At 64.7% G+C, this 19925-nt stretch carries 21 protein-coding genes; 10 read left to right on the top strand and 11 right to left on the bottom strand.

Annotated elements, in window-relative coordinates; all coding sequences use genetic code 11:
* Positions 1–51: 51 nt before the first annotated feature.
* Positions 52–1386, top strand: coding sequence for a hypothetical protein (locus RUGAMON1_RS11590; protein WP_445230648.1), 1335 nt, complete (start codon positions 52–54; stop codon positions 1384–1386).
* 28 nt (positions 1387–1414) lie between these two features.
* On the top strand, positions 1415–2014 hold the full coding sequence (locus tag RUGAMON1_RS11585; RefSeq protein ID WP_445230647.1) for a YdeI/OmpD-associated family protein: 600 nt from the start codon (positions 1415–1417) through the stop codon (positions 2012–2014).
* 10 nt (positions 2015–2024) lie between these two features.
* Here the strand turns inward: RUGAMON1_RS11585 and RUGAMON1_RS11580 are convergent, their stop codons facing one another.
* From RUGAMON1_RS11580 to RUGAMON1_RS11550, 7 genes are all read right to left on the bottom strand, one after another.
* Positions 2025–3641 (bottom strand): methyl-accepting chemotaxis protein, encoded by a 1617-nt coding sequence (locus tag RUGAMON1_RS11580; RefSeq protein WP_445230646.1) that lies wholly within the window; start codon positions 3639–3641, stop codon positions 2025–2027.
* 265 nt (positions 3642–3906) lie between these two features.
* A complete protein-coding gene (locus RUGAMON1_RS11575; RefSeq protein WP_008447145.1) occupies positions 3907–4194 on the bottom strand; it encodes a hypothetical protein in 288 nt (95 codons plus the stop codon).
* A 181-nt stretch (positions 4195–4375) separates the two neighbouring features.
* On the bottom strand, positions 4376–5071 hold the full coding sequence (locus tag RUGAMON1_RS11570) for an ABC transporter ATP-binding protein (RefSeq protein ID WP_445230645.1): 696 nt from the start codon (positions 5069–5071) through the stop codon (positions 4376–4378).
* Between the two features lie 16 nt (positions 5072–5087).
* Positions 5088–5879: a phosphonate ABC transporter, permease protein PhnE gene (gene phnE / locus RUGAMON1_RS11565; RefSeq protein ID WP_445230644.1), complete on the bottom strand. Its 792-nt coding sequence runs from the start codon at positions 5877–5879 to the stop codon at positions 5088–5090.
* Positions 5876–6703, bottom strand: a complete 828-nt coding sequence (locus tag RUGAMON1_RS11560) for a PhnE/PtxC family ABC transporter permease (protein WP_445230643.1) — start codon at positions 6701–6703, stop codon at positions 5876–5878. The genes phnE and RUGAMON1_RS11560 overlap by 4 nt, the downstream gene beginning before the upstream one ends.
* The gene (locus RUGAMON1_RS11555) at positions 6703–7521 is read right to left on the bottom strand and encodes a phosphonate ABC transporter ATP-binding protein (protein ID WP_445230642.1); all 819 of its coding nucleotides are present in this window, start codon (positions 7519–7521) and stop codon (positions 6703–6705) included. Before RUGAMON1_RS11555 ends, RUGAMON1_RS11560 begins: the two co-directional genes overlap by 1 nt.
* A 3-nt stretch (positions 7522–7524) precedes the next feature.
* Positions 7525–8400, bottom strand: a complete 876-nt coding sequence (locus RUGAMON1_RS11550) for a putative selenate ABC transporter substrate-binding protein (protein WP_445230641.1) — start codon at positions 8398–8400, stop codon at positions 7525–7527.
* Between the two features lie 156 nt (positions 8401–8556).
* Here RUGAMON1_RS11550 and egtD point away from each other — a divergent pair, with 156 nt between their 5' ends.
* Both egtD and egtB read left to right on the top strand, forming a co-directional pair.
* Positions 8557–9570, top strand: a complete 1014-nt coding sequence (gene egtD, locus RUGAMON1_RS11545) for an L-histidine N(alpha)-methyltransferase (protein WP_445230640.1) — start codon at positions 8557–8559, stop codon at positions 9568–9570.
* 15 nt (positions 9571–9585) lie between these two features.
* Entirely contained in the window at positions 9586–10839 is a 1254-nt protein-coding gene (gene egtB, locus RUGAMON1_RS11540) for an ergothioneine biosynthesis protein EgtB (RefSeq protein ID WP_445230639.1), read from the top strand.
* A 17-nt stretch (positions 10840–10856) separates the two neighbouring features.
* On the opposite strand, the gene RUGAMON1_RS11535 is transcribed toward egtB, so the two are convergent.
* Positions 10857–12440 carry a cytochrome C gene (locus RUGAMON1_RS11535; protein ID WP_445230638.1) on the bottom strand — a complete coding sequence of 528 codons (1584 nt, stop codon included), beginning with the start codon at positions 12438–12440 and terminating at the stop codon, positions 10857–10859.
* 153 nt (positions 12441–12593) lie between these two features.
* On the opposite strand from RUGAMON1_RS11535, the gene RUGAMON1_RS11530 reads away from it, so the two are divergent.
* Complete coding sequence (locus RUGAMON1_RS11530; RefSeq protein WP_445230637.1) at positions 12594–14102, top strand: ATP-binding protein; 1509 nt, start codon at positions 12594–12596, stop codon at positions 14100–14102.
* A gap of 23 nt (positions 14103–14125) precedes the next feature.
* Positions 14126–14809, top strand: a complete 684-nt coding sequence (locus tag RUGAMON1_RS11525) for a response regulator (protein WP_445230636.1) — start codon at positions 14126–14128, stop codon at positions 14807–14809.
* Here the strand turns inward: RUGAMON1_RS11525 and RUGAMON1_RS11520 are convergent.
* Both RUGAMON1_RS11520 and RUGAMON1_RS11515 read right to left on the bottom strand, forming a co-directional pair.
* On the bottom strand, positions 14799–15146 hold the full coding sequence (locus RUGAMON1_RS11520; RefSeq protein ID WP_116989695.1) for a type II toxin-antitoxin system ChpB family toxin: 348 nt from the start codon (positions 15144–15146) through the stop codon (positions 14799–14801). The genes RUGAMON1_RS11525 and RUGAMON1_RS11520 overlap by 11 nt on opposite strands.
* On the bottom strand, positions 15140–15391 hold the full coding sequence (locus RUGAMON1_RS11515) for an AbrB/MazE/SpoVT family DNA-binding domain-containing protein (RefSeq protein WP_445230635.1): 252 nt from the start codon (positions 15389–15391) through the stop codon (positions 15140–15142). The genes RUGAMON1_RS11520 and RUGAMON1_RS11515 overlap by 7 nt, the downstream gene beginning before the upstream one ends.
* Positions 15392–15510: 119 nt before the next feature.
* Here RUGAMON1_RS11515 and RUGAMON1_RS11510 point away from each other — a divergent pair, with 119 nt between their 5' ends.
* The 4 genes from RUGAMON1_RS11510 to RUGAMON1_RS11495 are packed head-to-tail and all read left to right on the top strand — an operon-like array spanning position 15511 to position 18372.
* Positions 15511–16146 (top strand): MotA/TolQ/ExbB proton channel family protein, encoded by a 636-nt coding sequence (locus RUGAMON1_RS11510; protein ID WP_445230634.1) that lies wholly within the window; start codon positions 15511–15513, stop codon positions 16144–16146.
* A gap of 1 nt (position 16147) precedes the next feature.
* The gene (locus RUGAMON1_RS11505) at positions 16148–16570 is read left to right on the top strand and encodes an ExbD/TolR family protein (protein ID WP_445230633.1); all 423 of its coding nucleotides are present in this window, start codon (positions 16148–16150) and stop codon (positions 16568–16570) included.
* Between the two features lie 5 nt (positions 16571–16575).
* The gene (locus tag RUGAMON1_RS11500) at positions 16576–17835 is read left to right on the top strand and encodes a hypothetical protein (protein WP_445230632.1); all 1260 of its coding nucleotides are present in this window, start codon (positions 16576–16578) and stop codon (positions 17833–17835) included.
* Between the two features lie 9 nt (positions 17836–17844).
* The gene (locus tag RUGAMON1_RS11495; RefSeq protein WP_445230631.1) at positions 17845–18372 is read left to right on the top strand and encodes a GNAT family N-acetyltransferase; all 528 of its coding nucleotides are present in this window, start codon (positions 17845–17847) and stop codon (positions 18370–18372) included.
* Here the strand turns inward: RUGAMON1_RS11495 and RUGAMON1_RS11490 are convergent.
* On the bottom strand, positions 18347–19894 hold the full coding sequence (locus RUGAMON1_RS11490) for a methyl-accepting chemotaxis protein (RefSeq protein ID WP_445230630.1): 1548 nt from the start codon (positions 19892–19894) through the stop codon (positions 18347–18349). The genes RUGAMON1_RS11495 and RUGAMON1_RS11490 overlap by 26 nt on opposite strands.
* Between the last annotated feature and the right edge of the window lie 31 nt (positions 19895–19925).

Genomic DNA, 19925 nt, shown 5'->3' with positions numbered 1-19925 from the left:
ATGATAAGCCCATTTAGCATGAGTTTTTTTACTAACATCGGACGAGTACTTATGAATCGAATTCAGTTGCTGGCCCTGTTGGCATTGTCCTGCGGCGCCAGCTGCCAGGCGGCCGTTACGCTGCAAGTCACGTCGTCCGTGCATCACGAGCCATTGAAGACCGTGACCAAGTCGCCGGCCGATAGCAAGACCACACTGTACGTCACCCTGGCCGACGACTATATCGAAGCGAGGTCGGACAGTGCGACGACGATATACGATTTCAAGAACCGGCGGCGCGTGGTACTGGATGGCGCCAGTAAAACCTACGTTGACTACTCGCTGTTCGACACCGCCGGTTTCCGGGTCTTCGAAATGCGCAACCGCATCGGCATGAACGCCATGCTGGCCAAGCTCAATACCGAGTTGAAGCCGGCCCGCAAGGTGGACCTGGAACAGGAACTGACGCTGGCCGAGGACAGCGCCACCGTCATCGACGCCTCCAGCGGCGGCGATGCGCTGAAATTCTCCAGCGAGGGCGGCCCGCTGGCCACATGGAGCAAGCATGGCGCCAAGGCCGGCGCGCGCGATGTGGCGCACTTCGCGCAGCTGCTGCGCTACACGCAGTCGGTCCATCCGCAGGTGCTGGCCAAATTGGCCGAAGGCGGCGTGATTCCCGACAGCCTGACCTTCACCGTCAACACCACCATGGGTGTCAGCACGGTCAATGTCAGCGTGGAGCAGGTCAAGAGCGCAACGCCGCCGGCCTATACGCTGCAAGGCTACACGCGCCGCCAGGCCGCGCCGGTGCAAGGCGCGATCGACGCGCTGATGGACCGCATGGCGGCGCAGACGCCGGAGCAACTGGCCGCCCTGCGCGCCGCCCATCCCTGCGACACCGAGGCCGATTACCGCGCCGACCAGCTGCTCGATACGATGCTCGGCCGGGTCGAATGTACGCTCGCCACCGGCGCCCCCATGCTGCCATTTACGCCGGCGCAGCTGGAGCAGATGCGTGCCAGCACCCCGGTCAGCCTGACCTTCAGCGCCACCAGCGTCACCAAGAAGGAGGAGTTCGCGGCGGCCGTGTCGACCCTGTCCGGATTGCGCAACCAGGCGCCGCGCAAGGCCTATATCCTGAAGCTGTTCGAAGCCAACAACCGCGCCAGATTGGGGCAGTACAAGGAATCGGATCAGCTGTTCGCCGATGTGCTGGAGGCCAATCCGGTGCTGGGTGGCGCGTGGAAGGACCTGGGCGACCTGATGATCATGCGCTTCGATACGCCCAGCGCGTGGCGTAGCTGGGACATCGGCCGCCGCATCGCGCCGACGCTGCCGAATTTCACCTTCGTCAACCAGCTGGAAAGCGAAATCGCCAAGCGCCACCCCGAGTATTTGGTATATTGACGCAAACAACAACCAGCCGAGCATCATCATGCCCACCATCGATCCGCGCGTCGACGCCTACATCGCCAAGTCCGCCGAATTTGCGCAGCCCATCCTCAAGCACCTGCGCGCGGTCGTGCACGAGGCCTGCCCGGACGTTGAAGAGACGATGAAGTGGAGCTTCCCGCACTTTATGTACAAGGGCATGATGTGCGGGATGTCGGCCTTCAAGGCCCACTGCGCGCTGGGTTTCTGGAAGGGCGAGCTGCTGATGGCCGATGAGGCCAACCGCGAAGCGATGGGGCAGTTCGGCCGCATCGAAACGGTCAAGGACCTGCCGTCCAAGAAGGTCCTGACCGGCTACATCAAGAAGGCGATGAAGCTCAATGACGACGGCATCGCCGCGCCGGCCCGCGCCAAGCCCGCCGAACCGAGGCCGCTGGTCATCCCCGACGATTTCACCGAAGCGCTGCGCGCGGTGCCGGCGGCGCAGCAGCACTTCGAAGCCTTCAGTCCGAGCAAGAAGCGCGATTACGCGGAATGGATCGCCGAAGCCAAGACCGAGGCCACCCGCACGCGCCGGCGCGAGCAGGCGGTCGAGTGGATCGCCGAGGGCAAGGCGCGCAACTGGAAATACGAGAAGTGCTGAACAACCACGCCTAGCCGGCCAACAGCGCCGGCTTGCGGCCGCCGCGCGCCAGCACCGGCCGCGCAACCGGATCCGCGTGCAGCTTGAACACCTGCACCGCAGCGGTCAGGTGTTCGGCCTGTTGCTGCAGGCTGCCCGCCGCCGCTGCCGCCTGTTCCACCAGCGCGGCGTTCTGCTGCGTGACCGCGTCCATTTGCGATACCGCCTGGTTGATCTGTTCTATGCCCTCCGTCTGTTCGCGGCTGGCGGAGCTGATCTCGCCCATGATGTCGCTAACGCGCCGCACGCTGTCGACGATTTCCGTCATCGTGGTGCCGGCTTCGCCCACCAAGCGGTTGCCGATGGTGACCTGGCCTACCGAGTTGTCGATCAGGGTCTTGATTTCCTTGGCGGCGCTAGCCGAGCGCTGCGCCAGGTTGCGCACCTCGCTGGCGACCACCGCGAAGCCGCGTCCCTGTTCGCCGGCGCGCGCCGCTTCCACCGCCGCATTCAGCGCCAGGATATTGGTCTGGAAGGCGATGCCGTCGATGACGGCGATGATGTCGACGATCTTGCGCGACGAGTCGTGGATCGAGTTCATGGTGTCGACCACCTGCGACACCACGTTGCCACCCTTGGCCGCGACGCTGGTGGCGGTGGCCGCCAGCTGATTGGCCTGGCGCGCGTTGTCGGCGTTGTGCTTGACGGTGGAGGTCAGTTCCTCCATCGAGCTGGCGGTTTCCTCGAGCGAGCTGGCTTGCTGCTCGGTGCGCGCCGACAGGTCCAGGTTGCCGGTGGCGATCTCGCCGCAGGCGGTGGCGATTTCGTCGGTGCTGTGGCGCACCTGGCCGACGATCTTCAGCAGGTTGTCGTTCATATTGCGCAGCGCCTGCATCAGCTGTCCGGTCTCGTCGTCCGACTCGACTTCGATCGATGATGTCAGGTCGCCCTTGGCCACCTGCTGCGCCACGTCCAGCGCGGTGCGCAGCGGCCGCGAGATGATGCGGGCCACCCACATCGCCAGTGCCATGCCGCCCACGATGGCGGCGGCCAGCAGGCCGATGGTCCACATGCGCGCGTTGGCAAACACCGTGGCCGCCGTCAGGCCTGACTTATCGGCGCCTGCAAGATTGATCTTGACCAGTTGATCGATCTCGGTGAGCGCGTCGCCAAGCTGCCGGGCCGAGTCGCCGGACAGCAGCGCCTTGGCGTCTTCGGCTTTATCCGGGCCAGCCGTCAGCAGGGCCATGAGCTTTTCGTGCGAGGCCAGATAGCCGTTCATCGACTTGACCATGTCCGCGTGTATGCGCTTCTCTTCGGGCTCTGATACTTGCGCCGCATAGGTGGCCGCGTCCTTGGTGAGCGAGGCGAGAGCGGCCGCCATGCGGGTATTGATGCTGGTGCGCGCCGGCCCTTCGCTGTACAGGAAGGATGACAGTTCCCAGCGGCGTACCGCGAGCAGGTCGGTCTGGACCATCATGACCGTGCGCACGCTGGGCAGCCAGTTGCTATACAGGTCCACAGTGGAGCCGTTGATGGTGCCCATGTTGGCGATGGAGATGACGCCGTTGGCCAGCATCAGGCCCAGCACAACCATGAAGGAGGTGACCAGTTTGGTGGCGATTTTCAGATCGTAGAACCATTTCATGATGTTTTCCTTCGGAGCGCAAAAGAACATGCCGGCCGGGGCGGCCAGAACAACGTGACGACGACAGAAGCGGGATGGCGATAGGAGGCCTGAAAATCAGTATAAGCCTGATTTTTTGTCGCAGAGTATCAAATTGAAATGTGTGGAAGAGGCGCTACAGGAGGGGTAATGCGGCGTTCAGCGGGGTTTGGGCTGTACGCTATTGCATTAGAGGGCGCCGGATACCGCATGCCGGCGCCTGGCATGGCAAGACCAGCTAGGCTGCTCAATGCATAGACGCGGTCGACAGATCCTTCAATTCCCGTATGCTGATATCTGACTTTTCATGCATACGCAGCAAGATGGTAGCTCCGACGGCCAGTTTGCGGTGTCGGATCTTGCTGATGATGGGAGGCTGTACCTCTAAAACTCGGCAAAGTTCCGCGTCGTTTTTCAGGTTCATCTTTTCGATCAAAGTATCAAGAAGCTTGTTCGGAACAAAACTGGATGGTTCCAGCGCCCGAGCGCGATTCATGGCTTCGATCAGTTCCAGCTTTTTTTGCCGTACGTTCATGATTTGCTCCTCCTTTGCTCAAAACGTGAAAAGAACTAACGTTTCCCGGCAAGGCTAGCGTCCACACTTTTTTGGTCTGAATGTGGTACGCAACTCAACATTCTTGATAACCATGCAAGTTGGTTTCAATAATACTACGCGGAGAAAAGAATGGGAGGGTTTGATAAAAAAATTATCTTGTTTATTGCTTAAACGGGTTGACGATTGTTGTTTCTTGTATGCCTGATTTTGATAGTTGTAGGGTTTTGTCTGTCATTTCGGCCGCCGCCTGCGAATGCGTGACCATGATCGCGCACGCGCCGGTGGCTTTGATTTCGCGCCGCAATAGCGTCAGGATGCTGTGGGCGGTATCCGGATCGAGATTGCCGGTCGGTTCGTCGGCCAGCACCAGGGCCGGGCGGTGCACCAGCGCGCGGGCGATCGCCACCCGTTGCATTTCGCCGCCGGACAGTTGATGTGGGAAGTCGTTGCCGCGCCCGCCCAGGCCCACGGCCTCCAGCATTTCCGCCGCGCGCTCGGTCGGCAGGCCGTTCAGCAGCAGCGGCAGGGCGACGTTTTGCAGCAGCGTCAGGTGCGGCAGCACGTGGAAGGCCTGGAAGATGAAGCCCATGCGCGCGCGCCGCAGTCTGGTGGCGGCATCGTCGTCCAAGCCGGACATCGGCACGCCGTCGACGATGATGGGCGAGTCGCCCGGTGCGGGGTTCGGGCTCACATCCGGGGTGTCGAGGCCGGCGATCAGGTTCAGCAGCGTCGATTTGCCGACGCCGGAATCGCCCATGATGGAGACGAATTCGCCGGCCTTGAAGTTCCAGGACAGGTTGGACAGCACCGGACGGCCGCTGGCATAGGACTTGGACAGGTTGCGCAGTTCGAGCATGGGGTTTTTATCGGGGTTAGCGGGTGAGGACGCGGCGCAGCGCGAAGCTGATGCCGTCGACCAGCGCGACCAGCAGCAGCATGGCGACGATGACGGTGGCCGCTTGCTGCATCTGGAACAGCGACAGGTGGTACTTGAGCATCTGCCCCAGGCCGCCGGCGCCGACCACGCCGAGGATGGCGGCGGCGCGGATGTTGTTCTCCCAGCGGTACAGCGTGTAGGACAGCATCTGCGGCAGCGTTTGCGGCAGCGTGGCGTAGAAGAAGGCGGCGCCGGCGGAGGCGCCGTTGGTGCGCAGGCTTTGCTCCGGCAGCGGCGCGGCGTTTTCCAGCGAATCGGCGAACAGGCGGCCCAGCACGCCGGCGGTGTGCGCGGCCAACGCCAGCGTGCCGCCGAACGGCCCCAGGCCGCAGGCGATCAGCAGGATCGAGGCCCACACCAGCTCGGGGATGGAGCGCAGCACGTTGAGCAGGGCGCGCATCAACGCGCGCGCCGGGCGGCCGAAGCGGCCGGACGCGGACAGCGAGAACCCCAAACCGGCCAGCACCGCCAGCAGCGTGCCGAGCGCGGACATGGCCATGGTCTCGATGGCGGCCCAGCCGGTCTTGACCAGGAAGGGCGTGGACAGGTCGGGCGGCGCGAAGCCGGCCAGCAGCTCCAGCGTGCTGTTGACCGCTTCGAGCGTAAAGAACTCGCGCCACTTCAAGGGCAGCGAGGCGAAGCTGGCGACCACCAGCACCGCCACCATCGCCAGCATGGCGAGCACGGTCCAGTCGCGGCGCGGCGGCTTGGGCATCATGTGGTTCATCCGAGGCGCCTCCGCAGGATCTTGGAGAACTGGTCGGCCAGCGCCACCAGCAGCACGAACACCAGCAGCATCGACGACACTTCGGCGCCGGCCAGCATCTTCATCGATTCGTCCATGCGCTGACCGAGGCCGCCGGCGCCGACAAAGCCCATCGCCACCGAGCCGCGAATCGCGCACTCCCAGCGGTAGACGGTGTAGGACATCAGTTCCGACGCCGCTTCCGGCAGCGCGCCGTACAGCAGCGCGGCCAGTCGTCCGCTGCCGTTGGCCAGCAGCGTGTCGCTGGCATGGGCGTCGGACGATTCGAGAATTTCAGCGTAGACCTTGCCCAGCATGCCGCAGTAGGTGAGGGCGATGGCCAGCACGCCGGCGGTCGGCCCGAGGCCGATGATGCGCACGAACAGCAGCGCCCATACCAGCTCCGGCACGCTGCGCAGCAGCACCAGCGTCCAGCGCACCGTTTGCCGCACGATGCGCGCCAGCGGCCGCATGCGGCCCGTGCCCAGGCGCGAGATCGACAGCTGCTCGCTGATGATCAGCGCGGCGGGGATGGCGCCCAGCAGCGCCAGCGCCAGGCCGGAGGTGGCGATGGCGATGGTCAGCCAGGTCTGCTCCAGCAGCATGGTGAGGAATTCGGCGCCGTGCGCCGGCACCAGGAAGTCGGCCAGGAAGCGGCCGGTGGAGCGGAGGCTCTGCCAGTCGAACAGCGTCCACGGCTTGAACTCGGTGACCACCAGCATCGGCCACAGGATCAGCAGGCAGACGGCGGTGGCGGCGACGCGGCCGCGCCAGGCCGGATCTGGATGGGCAGTCAGCGTCGCCATTACAGACAGGCGCCGACGCCGAGCTTGACGGCCATGGCCTCGTCCAGCGGCGGCGGGCTGGCGGCGGGCTGTTCGCCCTGGTACAGCGCGGCGATCATGTCGGGAGTGACCTGGGCGCGCGGCAGGTCGAATTCGATGCGGCCGTCGCGCAGGGCGACGATGCGCGGGAAGTGGCTCAGCGCCAGGTCGACCTGGTGCAGGCTGCAAATGAGCGTGGCGTTGCGCGCCTTGGCTTCGTCGCGCAAGGTGGTCAATGTCAGTTCGGACAGCACCGGGTCGAGCGCGGACAGCGGCTCGTCCACCAGCAGCGCCTTGGCCGGCGACAGCAGCAGGCGCGCCAGGCCGCAGCGCTGGCGCTCGCCGCCGGACAGGCGGTCGACGCGAGAATACAGTTTGTCGCCCAGGTTGAAGCGCGACAGCGCCTGCCACGCCGCTTCCGGGTCGGCCGGCTTGACCAGCGACACCAGCGCGCGCCACAAGCTCCATTGCGGCAGGCGCGCGGCCAGCACCGCCGTCACCACGCGCTGGCGCGCCGGCAACGGCGGCGTTTGCGGCGCCAGGAACAGCTGCGCGCGCAGGCGGTGGCGCTCCGCGTGGCCCAGCGCCCACGGGTCGACGCCGAAGGCCTGGAAGCTGCCTTCAGCCGGCTGGTGGGCGCAGGCCAGCGTCGCCAGCAAGGTGGTTTTGCCGGCGCCTGATGGGCCGATCAGCGCCAGTTGCTCGCCCTGTTGTATCGTCAACGAGATCGCATGCAGTGCGGCCGCCCGCGATGCGCCGAGATGGCGCACCGTCAGGTTCTGCAGGTGGTAAGTGGACATCGATTACTTCTTCAGCAGGCCCGCGTTCTGTGCCGCGGCTTCGATCGCGGTGTAGTTCTCGGCCTTGGTCGGGATGAACTTGGAGGCGCGCTGCAGGTCCATGATGGCCTTGTCTTGCGGGTTCTTCGGATCCAGCGCCAGGAAGGCGTCGGTCAGTTTTTTCTTCAGGTCGGCGTTCATGTCGGTGCGCACGCTCCAGTTGTAGTCGTAGTAGCCTGGCGTGGTGTAGAACACGCGGACCACGGCCGGATCGACCTTCTTCTCGGCGACCAGTTTTTCCCAGACCGAGATGTTCAGCGCGCCGGCGTCGACCTTGCCGCCTGCGACGGCGGCCACGGTGGCGTCATGCGCGCCGGAGAAGGCGATGCGTTTCAGGTCGGTGTCCGGGTTGATCTTGGCGGCCAGCAGGTAGGAGCGCGGCATCAGGTGGCCCGAGGTCGACGATTCCGAACCAAAGCTCAGCGTGTGGCCCTTCAGGTCTTCCAGCTTGTTGATGTCCTTGTTGGTGGTGATGAAGACCGAGCGGAACTTCTCGTCTTCGGCGCGCTGCACCAGCGGCGTGATCTGGTTCTTGCTGCGGTCCTTGGCTTGCACAAAGGTGAAGCCGCCGAACCAGACCATGTCGACCTTCTTGTTGATCAGCGCTTCCACCGAAGCGGCGTAGTCGGTCACGGGCGTAAATTCAACCTTCATGCCGATCTTCTTCTCCAGGTACTCGCCCAGCGGCTTGAACTTGCGCTGCAATTCGGTCGGCGCTTCGTCCGGGATGGCGGAGACGCGGAACACGTGGTCGGCCGACTGGGCCTGGGAGTGGGCTGCTGCCAGCATCAGGCCGGCGGCAAACAGGGATTTGATCGTGCGCATGGCGGAGAATGTCATAGTCGTGTGCCTTTTTTGTAAGATTTGTGCTTCAGTTGCGACGAATGTGAAGGACCGCACAGTTTTGTGGGCCCGGCGCTGCAAAATGGATATTCGGCTATCATAACAAAAATGTCTTCCGTAAATGGGATGACCTCCTTTAAAGGCAGAGCTTCTATGCAGATGTCCCGCTCCTCGGCGATCCGTGTTGTTTCGCCCGACGCAAGCAACACGCCAGCGCCGCAGCCGCGGCAAGCTGCGCACGGCAGTGCCGAAGTGGTCGCGGAGATCAGCGCCGGCCTGCTGGCCGCCAAGCCGCACATTTCGCCCAAATACCTGTACGACGGCCTCGGCTCCAAGCTGTTCGAGGCCATCTGCGAGCTGCCCGAATACTATCCGACCCGTACCGAGGCCGGCGTCTTCGCCGAGCACGGCGCCGACATGGCGGGCGCGATCGGCACCGGCGCCACGCTGATCGACCTGGGCGCAGGTAATTGCGCCAAGGCTGCCAGCCTGTTCCCGCTGCTGCAACCGGCGCAGTATGTGCCGGTCGATATCTCGCGCGATTTCCTGACCGAGGCGGTGGGCCGCCTGCAGCAGCGCTTCCCCGATATCGAGATGACGGCGCTGGGGCTGGACTTTTCCCATGGCTTCGAACTGCCGGACAGCGTGCGCCACGGCCGCCGCCTGTTCTTCTATCCCGGTTCCTCGATCGGCAATTTCTCGCCGGAGCAGGCGGTCGCCTTCCTGCGCGGGCTGCGCGCCAACGCGGGCGCGGACGGCGGCCTGCTGATCGGCGTCGACCTGATCAAGGACAGCGCCGTGCTGGACGCGGCCTATGACGATGCGCTGGGCGTCACGGCAGCCTTCAACCTGAACATGCTGCGCCACCTGAACCACCTGATCGGCGCCGACTTCGATGTCGCCCAGTGGCAGCACCGTGCCTTCTTCAACGAGGCCGACAGCCGCATCGAGATGCACCTGGAAGCGCGCGCCGCGCTGACCGTGCGCTGGGCCGGCGGCGAACGTCATTTCGCGCGCGGCGAGCGTGTCCACACCGAGGACAGCTACAAGTACACGCGGCAGTCCTTCGTCAACCTGCTGGAGCGGGCCGGCTTCGCCACGGCCCAGGTATGGACCGATTCGTCGAACTGGTTCGCCGTCATCCACGCCAGGGTTATCCCTGGCTGAAAGCCGATCATACCCATGGACATGCGCCCACCGCAGCAAGACCTGCACGCCCGCTATGACAAGGTTCGCCGCCGCTCGCTGGCGCTGGCCGAACCACTGACCGACGAGGACTGCGGCGCGCAGTCGATGCCGGACGCCAGTCCGATCAAGTGGCACCTGGCGCACACCACCTGGTTCTTCGAGACCTTCATCCTTGAACGGATGGAGGCCGGCTTTGAACCGTTCCATCCGGCGTTCCGGGTGCTGTTCAATTCCTACTACAACGGCATCGGCGAGAAGCATCCACGCGCGCAGCGCGGCCTGCTGACGCGGCCGGCGATGGCGCAGGTGCGCGCGTATCGCGCCGACGTCGACGCCCGCGTGGCCCGCCTGCTGGCCAGCGATCTCGATGCCGAACAGCGCGCGCAGCTGACGATGCTGGTCACGCTGGGACTGGAGCACGAGCAGCAGCACCAGGAACTGATGCTCACCGACGTCAAGCACCTGCTGGCGCAAAGCGCGCTGCTGCCGGAGTATATGGACCTGCCGTTGGCGCCGGCCAAGGCGGCGCCGCCGATGGCATGGCTGCCGTTTGTGGGCGGCTTGACCGACATCGGGCATCACGGCAGCGGTTTTTGCTTCGACAACGAACTGCCGCGCCACAAGCAGTACGTGGCGCCGTTCGAACTGGCGTCTCGGCTGGTGACGAACGGCGAGTACCTTGAGTTTGTCGCCGCCGGCGGTTACTTCAACGCGGCGCTGTGGCTGGCGGAGGGCTGGGACTGGGTGCGCAGCCAGAACCTGAATTGTCCGATCTACTGGCAGCAGGACGAGCAGGGGCAGTGGCGGGAGTTCACGCTGCATGGTGCGCAGCCGCTGGACTTGTCGCGGCCCGCGACCCATCTGTCGCTGTTTGAAGCGGATGCTTATGCCCATTGGGCCGGCGCCCGCCTGCCGACCGAGGCGGAGTGGGAATTCGCCGCCGCGCAGGCGGAGGTGGAAACCGGCACGCTGCATCCGGCAGGCGCCGCCGATGAGGACGGCCTGCTGCAAATGTTCGGCCACTGCTGGCAGTGGACCAGCAGCAGCTACGCCGCCTATCCCGGCTTCCAGAGCGCGCCCGGTGCGCTGGGTGAGTACAACGGCAAGTTCATGCTGAACCAGTACGTGCTGCGCGGCTCGTCCTGCGCCACGCCGGACGGCCACGCGCGCGCCAGCTACCGTAATTTCTTCCCTGCCGGCGCCCGCTGGCAGTTCACCGGCATCCGGCTGGCGCGCCTGGCGCCGTAAAGCTTAAGCCTTACGACTTACAGCGCTTTCATGAAGGCCGCCAGGTCGGCCGCCTCCTGCGCGGTGAAGCCGATGTTGAAGCGCTTGTCGTAGAAGGTTACGATGTCCTCGATCGTGTGCACCGAACCGTTGTGGAAGTAGGGCGAGCGCGATTCGATGCCGCGCAGGCTCGGTACTTTGACGCGGCCGATATCCTTCCATTTACCCGTCAACATGGCCGCACCCGGATCGGTGGTGGCGACCGTTTCGCCGCTGACGTTGTTGCGCAGCGTGTAGAGCGGCATGTCCGCCGTGCGGCGCGCGCCATCCGATACGCCGGTGTTGAACATGCGGACCACCGAATGCGTGCCGGAGTTGGGCGTGTCGTGGCAGCTGGCGCAGGAGCCGCGCTGCAAGGGGCGCCGCAGTTCGTCGTTGAAGCCGGCCACGCCGCTGATGTTGAACGGCTTGTTGTTGAAGATTTGCTCGCCACGCGCGATCGAGGCGCGCGCCAGGTTCTGCGGGCTTGGGGCCGCCGGCGGCGGTGGGGCGGGGCGACCGCGTGCCGGTGGTGGAGGCGGCGGTGCAGGGCGGTCCAGGTTGCGCCACGCGCCGAAGATCGTCATCACATTGCGATTGAAGGGCGCACCGTTCTGGTAGTCGCCGGATTCCAGGTCGTTGATGCCGAAGTAGAAGGCGTTCGCCGCCAGGCGCGCAGGTCCGCCCAGTGCTCCCGCGTCGGTCAGGCTGCCGGCGTCGATGGAGCTGACCTGGGTGGTGAACAGCGTTTTCTCGAAATCGACGATGGCGCGCTGCTCGGCGGCGGTCAGGTCCTGCGCTGCTTGCGCGTGGCCGCGCACCGCGCTGTTGGCCTGGTGTAGCAGGCTGGCGTCGAGGGTGGCGAAGCATTGGGCCGGGCGCACGTCCTTGAGGCACAGGGTGGAAGCGGGATCGCTGGCGGTTTCGCGGCTGTCCCACATGACGCTGCTGTTGAACTTGAGGTTGGTGGTGGGCAGCGGGCGGCGGAACAGCGACAGTTCCTTGGCGCTGGCGTAGTTGTAGGGGTCTTCGGTTTTGACCAGCGAGAATTCGGCGCCGGCCGGCATCGGCAGGCCGACGCGGATCAGGCCTTTGGTCAGCAGCATGCTGTAGGCGACGCGCTTCTGGTCCAGCGTGGCGGTGGCGGCCAGCGGCGAGACGGCGCCGTCCACCAGGCGGAATACCGGATCGGCGCCGTTGCTGTTGGCGAAGCGGACGGCCAGCTTGTCCGGGCCTATGCTCCAGCCGTTGTCGGGCTGGTGGCAGGTTGCGCACGAGCGGCCGTTGCCGAAGGGTTTGAAGAAGGGATTGGCGGTGTCCACCGCGCCCACGCTGCTGAAGGTGAGGGAGGCGCCTTCATCGTTCGGCACCGGCGCCAGCACCACGGGCGGCGCTGCCGTCGGCGTGGGCGCTGCCGCCTGCACGGTGACCGCTGCCAGCGTGGTGGCGGCCGGTGCGCCGCCTTGCAGCACGCGCGCGGTGGCGCTGGTCGTGGTGTCCGCCGTTGGATCGCTGCCGCCGCATGCGGTCAGCAAGGCTGCTGCGGCGATGGCCGGTGTCAGGTAAAGCGCGCGTTGATACATGGTGTTCTCCGTCTTGTGTGATGACGGTGCGAGATTGACGTGCAATTGTGTAGAAAAAATGAAGACCGGCGGTGGTGTCGCGTTTTTGTCAGTCGCTCATAATTTCTCCACATTTGGCGGTTATGATGGAGGCATGAAGCCAAGGAGCCAGCCATGCGGTTGACCATCGCCCGCAAGATCGCGCTGGCGGTCATCGCTATCGTCATCCTGTGCGTGGGCACGATGGCGTGGGTCGCCAGCAGTAATCTCAAGCGCGGTTTCGTCGCTTATCTCAACGATCTTCAGGTACAGGACTTCGACCAGCTGCGCGAGCTGCTGGAGGACCGCTATCGGGTCGAGGGCAATTTCGATTGGCTGCGCGGGCAGCCGCGCGCGCTCGGCGAACTGCTCAACAGGATCACGCCGCGCAGCCAAGTCTTCGAGCCCGATGGCGACGCGCGCCGTCCACGCCATGAACGCCGACCGCCGCCGCCGCGAGGCGAACGGCCGCCGAGAGGTGAACCACCGCCGGAGGCCGACCCGCCGCCACCCGAAGCACGCCACGGCGAGCCGCCACCGCGCCGCAACGACCCGATGGACTTCGCGCAGCGCCTCTCCATCACCGATGCCCAGGGCCATAAACTGATCGGTCCTCCGGACATCCAGGTCGGCGCCGAACGCGCCATCAAGGTCGGTGGCGTGGTGGTCGGCCACATGCGCCTGATGCCGCTGCGCGAGACGGGTGGCGCCGACGCCAGCGCCACCGTCTTCCTGCGCGAACAGCTGCAATCGATCCTGTTGCTGTCCGCCGGATTGATCGGCCTTGCCGTGCTGGCGGCGATCTGGCTTGCCCGCCATCTGCTACGGCCCGTTGCCGCGCTGCGCGACGTCACGGCGCGGCTGGCGCTGGGCGAGTTGAGCGCCCGCGCACCCTTGCTGTCGCGCGACGAAGTGGCGGAACTGGCGCTTCACGTCAACGCCATGGCCGAAGCGCTGGAGGACAGCGAACGCCAGCGCCGCAAGATGCTCGCTGATGTCTCGCACGAGCTGCGCACGCCGTTGACGGTGATACGCGGCGAGATCGAGGCACTGCTGGACGGCATCCGCAAGGCCGACGCCAACGCGCTGCAATCGCTGCATGCCGAGGTGCTGCGCCTGAATAAACTGGTCGACGACCTGCACCAGCTGACTATGGCCGATGCCGGCGACCTGCACTACCACTGGCATGAGCTGAACCTCGGCGAACTGCTGCGGCCCACGCTCGAACGCTACCAGCCGCGCGCGCAGGCGTGCGGGCTGGACCTGAGCTGGAGCCTGCCGTCCGCGCCCGTGCTGCTGCAAGGCGATGCCGGCCGCTTGCAACAGGTGGTCACCAACCTGCTGGAAAACAGCCTGCGTTACACCGACAGCGGCGGCCAGATCGTGGTCGCGCTGAGCTGCGCCGGCGGCGTCGCCGAGATCGTGGTGGAGGACAGCGCGCCCGGCGTGCCGTCCGCCGTCCTTGGCAGCATCTTCGAGCGCTTGTACCGCGTGGACGGCGCCCGCACGCGCGAACGCGGCGGCAGCGGGCTGGGACTGGCGATCTGCAAAGCGCTGGCGGAAGCGCACGGCGGCAGCATCGTCGCCGCGCCGTCGGTGCTGGGCGGCGTCAAGATGCTGGTGCGCCTGCCGTTGAAAACTTAGGAAGCAACGAGGTGCCTACTATCATGCCCACTATCCTGATCGTCGAAGACGATACCAAGATCGCCGCGCTGCTGGCGGACTACATGAACGCCGCCGGCTGGCAAACCCGGCGCGTCGCCGACGGCCGCAGCGCGGTCGACACCATCCGCGACGGCGGCGTGGATCTGGTGCTGTTGGACCTGATGCTGCCCGAACTGGATGGCATCGGCGTGTGCCGCGAGGTGCGCGTCTTTTCGCAGCTGCCGATCATCATGCTGACCGCGCGCGTCGACGAGATCGACCGTTTGCTGGGCCTGGACAGCGGCGCCGACGACTATGTCTGCAAGCCATTCAGCCCGCGCGAGGTGGTGGCGCGCGTGCGCGTGCACCTGCGTCGCAGCGGCGCGACTGTGACTGCGACTGCAGCGGCGACGCCGACCGCGCCCGTTTCGCCGTTCCAGATCGACCGCGCCGGCATGCGCGTGCTGCACCAGGGCGCCGCGCTGGCGCTCACGCCGCTGGAGTTCCGCCTGCTGGCCGAGTTGATCGACAATCCAAGCCGGGTCTACACGCGCCAGCAACTGCTGGACTTTGCACACCAGGACCAGCGCGACATCAGCGACCGCACCGTCGATTCGCACATCAAGAACATCCGCCGCAAGCTGCCCGACGCCGAATGCCTGCAATCGGTTTATGGCGTGGGCTACCGCTTTGAGTTCAATCGGTAATTGCGCGCAGGCGTGCAAGCGCGTCTTCTATAACAAACTCAGGCACGGTCTCAACCCGCTTTGCCTTTCGTGCTTCCAAGTCCAGCATGCGAATCTGGTTGACCAAAGCGACGCCCTGAGTTTTCGTTCCAGTCCCGGAAAGAGACGCGGCGAATCCGGCGTGACGAGCAAAGTCTCCTCCCTGAGTGATCGGTGCCACCAGCACCGTACCCAGCGCATTAAACGCGCTAGTGGAGAGCACCAGTGCGGGCCGCATTCCCTTCTGTTCATGCCCTTGCGTCGGATCGAGATTAACCATCACGATGTCGCCGCGTCCGAATTTACTCCGGCTCACCACGTTTCACGTCCAACAGGCTTGGCGTTATGCCATGCCGTCATGTCGGCAGGCTCCTGAGACGTGGTATCGCATTGTGCCACCAGTTCAGCCAACGAATATGACGGCCGCGCCGCCTTCAACAGTACGCCGTCTGGCAACACATTGACGCTAAGTTTGTCCCCCAGAGCGACCTTTAGGATGCCCAGCAACTCAGTCGGCAGACGCACCGCCGCACTGTTGCCCCATTTTTGAATCGATAATTCCATAAAACCTCCGAATGTTGATACATTGTAGATTCATGAAAAGTGCCAGGTCAAGATGTCGGTGTTGCTTATAAATATAAATTAATTGATAATCATCGCTTGACTGACAAGTGGACACAGGCATGCAGGACTTGAATCTGATCGAACAAATTTCCCATGCCGGCGTCGCGATGGTGGTCGTGTTGGCGTTGTCGATACTGGCGGCGGCGGTAACGCTGGAGCGCCTGGCGCACCTGCGCCGTAAGTTCATCACGCCGGACGGGCTGGCGCAGCAACTGCAACCGCTGTGGGATGCCGGTAAATTCGACGAGATCGAAGTGCTGCTGGCGGCGAACGACAGCACGCTGGCGCGCACGGTGGAATACATGGTCGAGCACCGCAAGCAAAGCGCGGCCGTCATCTCGGCCGGCTGCGGCGACCTGGCCTCGATCGAGATGCGCCAGCATCAGCAAAAAGCCCAACCGCTGGCGGTGGTGGCGACGGTGGCGCCCATTGTCGGCCTGCTGGGCACCGTGATCGGCATGATCGAATCCTTCCACGTCATCGCCTACTCGGGCGGCATGGGCGATCCCGCCTTGCTGGCCGGCGGCATTTCCAAGGCGCTGATCAACACTGCGGCCGGCCTGAGCGTGGCCTTGCCGGCGCTTTGCCTGCACCATTACTTCAAGAGCCGCGTGGTGCTGTATGGCCTGGAGCTGGAGAAGCAGGTCAACCGCCTGATCAGCCGCTGGTTCATCGCGGCGCGGGAGGTCGCATAGCATGCGTATCGACCTGGGGGACGAGGAACAGCCGGAGATCGGCCTGACTGCGCTCATCGACTGCATTTTTTTCCTGCTGATGTTTTTCATGGTCGCGACGTCTTTCAAGCAGCAGACCACGCAGCGCAAGGAAAAACAGCTGCCGATCACGTTGCCGGCGTCGTCCAACGCGCTGGAGCAGTCTGACGACAACGCCCATCCGTTCATCATCGGCGTGGACCGCGACGGCAAGCTGTATCTGGAGGGCCAGGCGGTGACGGCGCAAGCGCTGCATGCGCGGCTGCGGGCCATTGCGGAGGCGGATGCCGGCACGCGCGTCCGTATCGACGGCGACAAGCTCGCCGCCTACCAGCATATCGTGCGGGTGATGGACCTGTGCCAGATCGAAGGCCTGCATAACGTCGCCATGCGCACCAGGAATTGAATCCGATGGATCGCAAGTATCTGCTGCTTTCCATGTTGGGCCACGGCGCTGTGCTGGGCGCCCTGTGGACGGTGGCCAGCTATGTCGAGGGAAACCAGAACGAGGTGCGGGCGGTCGATTACGCCGAGAAGGCCGGCAACGCGGCGTTGGATCGCGAGATGAACGAGCTGGCGAATATCAAGGCGGCGCTGGAGCAGGGCAGCGGCCAGGATGCCGTCAAGGTCGCCGCGTCTGGCCCGTCGGCCGCTTCCCGCGAGCAGCAGGTGAAGAAGACGCCGGAGCAGATGGCGGAGAAGATCAAGGAGCTGTCGCAGTCGATCGAGCAGCTCAGGCGCGAGACCAAGGCCGCTGAACTGTCCCGCCTTTTGAAGATACCGAAAGAGGAAGCGCTGAAAAAGGTCGAGCAGCGCAAACCGGTGGCGCTGGATACAAAGTCGATGACGCCGGCGCAGTTGAGCGGTGCGTTAGGCCAGATGCAGCGCCAGGCACGCCAGGCGCTGGCCGCGCGCCAGGAACAGCAGCAGCGGCAGGTGGACGGTGCGCGGATGAGCGTCGGCGGCAATGGCGAGAACACCGGTTTTAGCGGCGTTTCGCAACGCCAGGGCGATGGCATGCCGCTGCCGATGGGCGGTGCGCTGGACCTGACCGACTCCAGCGTGGCCGCCCATCGCGAGTATGCGGTGGCGGCGAAGACGCGCGCGCTGGACCAGGGCGCGGTGCGTCCGGGCACCGGCCGCGCGATCGGCCGCGACGGAGTTTTTTCCAGCCGGGTCTTCATCGACACCTGGTATTTGCTTGGGCCTTTCGCGGCCAGCAATGCGACCCGCGTTTCGGAAGAGTTCCCGCCGGAGCAGTTGATCGATCTCGATGCCGTCTACCTGGGCAAGAATCGCCGCTTGTTGAAGTGGCAGTACACGCATTTCGACCGCTATCCCATCGTGCCGCCGCATGGCGCGGAAAACGCCGTCTACTATGGCTACACGGAGATCGTGGCGGACCGCGAACGCGACGTCTGGTTCGATATCGGCAGCGACGACGATTCGAAACTCTGGTTGAACGACACGCTGGTGTGGACCAGCGCCGACGGCATGAAGCCGTGGTATCACGATACCTATCGCGCCTTCGGGAAGGAAATCGCCGCGCTTGACCTGACTGAGGGCAGCCGCAAGGTCCATCTGAAAAAAGGGCGGAACACGCTGCTGTTTAAACTCTACAACGGACAGGCAGAAATGTTCTTCTCGCTGGTGCTCGCCAATTCTCTTTAAAGGCTAAACATGTTGATACGTCGTTTGACTCCATCCGATGCCGCCGCGTTCCGCTCCCTGCGGCTGGCGGGGTTGCGTGCGTCGGCTTCCGCCTTTGGTTCCAGCTACCAGGAGGAATGCGACATGCCGCTTTCCACCACGGAGGCGCGGCTGGCGCCGGATTCGGGCCGCATCGTCTTCGGCGCTTTCGACGGCGATCAACTGATCGGCATCGTCGGTCTGGCGCGCGAAACGGCGCTCAAGGTCCGCCACAAAGCCTTTGTGTATGCGATGTACGTGGCCGAGCCTCACCGTGGCCGGGGCATAGGGCGGCGCCTGATGGAGCAGGTGATGGCGTGCGCCGCCACCCTGGATGGCGTGCTGCGCATGACGATCTCGGTCACCGCCGGCAATGCGGAAGCGGTCGGCCTGTATGAATCGCTGGGCTTCATCGAGTTCGGCCGCGAGCCGGACTCGATGATCGTCGACGGCCGGTTTTACGACGAAATCATGATGTCGCGCGCGCTCGTCGTCAAACCATCAGCCGGAACTGACTGACCACCTGATTCAGCTGGCCGGCCTGGTCCTGCATCGCCGCCGCGGCGGCTGCCGCCTGTTCGACCAGCGCGGCATTCTGCTGCGTCACGTGGTCCATCTGGCTGATGGCGATATTGATTTGCTCGATGCCGCCGGTCTGCTCGCGATTGGCCAGCGTGATCTCGGCGACGATGTCGGTCACTTTACGCACACTGTCCTGCACCTCGTTCATGGTGCTTCCGGCCAGGTCGACCAGGCGCGCGCCCGCCGCCACCTTGTCCACCGAATCGTCGATCAGGGTCTTGATTTCCTTGGCCGCGCCGGCCGAGCGTTGCGCCAGGTTGCGCACTTCCGACGCCACCACCGCAAAGCCGCGTCCCTGTTCGCCCGCCCGCGCCGCTTCCACCGCCGCATTCAGCGCCAGGATATTGGTCTGGAAGGCGATGCCGTCGATGACGCCGATGATGTCGACGATCCTGCGCGACGAGTCATTGATCGAGTTCATGGTGCCGACCACCTGCGCCACCACGTCGCCGCCGCGCTGCGCCACCTGTGTCGCCGACAGCGCCAGTTCGTTGGCCTGCTGCGCGTTGGCGGCGTTCTGCTTGACGGTGCTGGTCAGTTCTTCCATCGAGGCGGCGGTTTCCTCGAGCGAGCTGGCTTGCTGCTCGGTGCGCGAGGACAGGTCCATATTCCCGCTGGCGATTTCCGCCGAGGCGGTGGTGATGGCGCCGGTGCCGCTGCGCACACGGCCGACGATGCTGGCGAGGTTGTCGTTCATCTTGCCCAGCTCCCCCAGCAGCTGGCCCATTTCGTCGCGTTGCTCGTTGCTGATGCGGCAGGTCAGGTCGCCGGAGGCCACGGCGCGCGCCATCTTCAGGGCGTGGCCGATAGGATCGGTGATCGAGCGCGTGACGCGCCAGGCGAAGGCCAAGCCCAGCGCCAGCGCCACGATGCCGAGCCATCCCATCATCTGGCTGGCCATCGCGATATCGTGCTTGACCAGCTCACCGTTGGAGACGACGACGGATTTTTGCAGCTCCGCCAGCTGGCGGATGCTGGCCTGCACCTTGGCCAGTTTGGGCAGCATGTCGGCGCGCAGCGCGGCTTGCGCTTCGTCGCGCTGGCCGCCGGCCAGCATCTTGCCGACCTGCGTGAACGATGCGACGTAGGCCTTGCGCTGCTCGCGGATGGTCTGCATCAGGGCCTTGCCTTCGTCGGTGTAGATCAGGGTGTCCAGGGTTTCCAGCGCGGTGGTGATGGTCTTTTTGTTGACGTCCATCTCGCGGTAGATCTCCGCCGTGCGCGCCGCATCGGTGGTGGTGAAGAGCTCCAGCGTCAGCGCCGCGTTGGCGCGGGTGGTGCTGCCGACGGTGGCAGCCGCATCGGCCTTGACCCAATCCTTGTCGATGATGACCGCGTTGAGCCGGCTGATGCTGTTCAGCCTTTGCAGGCCGACGCCGATCAACACCGCCATCAAGACCAGCACCGCACCAAATGCGACCGCAAGCCGCACACCGATCTTCAAATTCGAGATATTCATGAATGGCTCCATGAGAACACCAGGCGAGAAG

Origin of the sequence: Duganella rhizosphaerae, assembly GCF_040364205.1 — a bacterium.
GTDB classification, from domain to species: domain Bacteria; phylum Pseudomonadota; class Gammaproteobacteria; order Burkholderiales; family Burkholderiaceae_D; genus Rugamonas; species Rugamonas rhizosphaerae.
The sequence above is the reverse complement of the archived record's forward strand: the minus strand, read 5'-3'. Positions and strand labels throughout refer to the sequence as shown.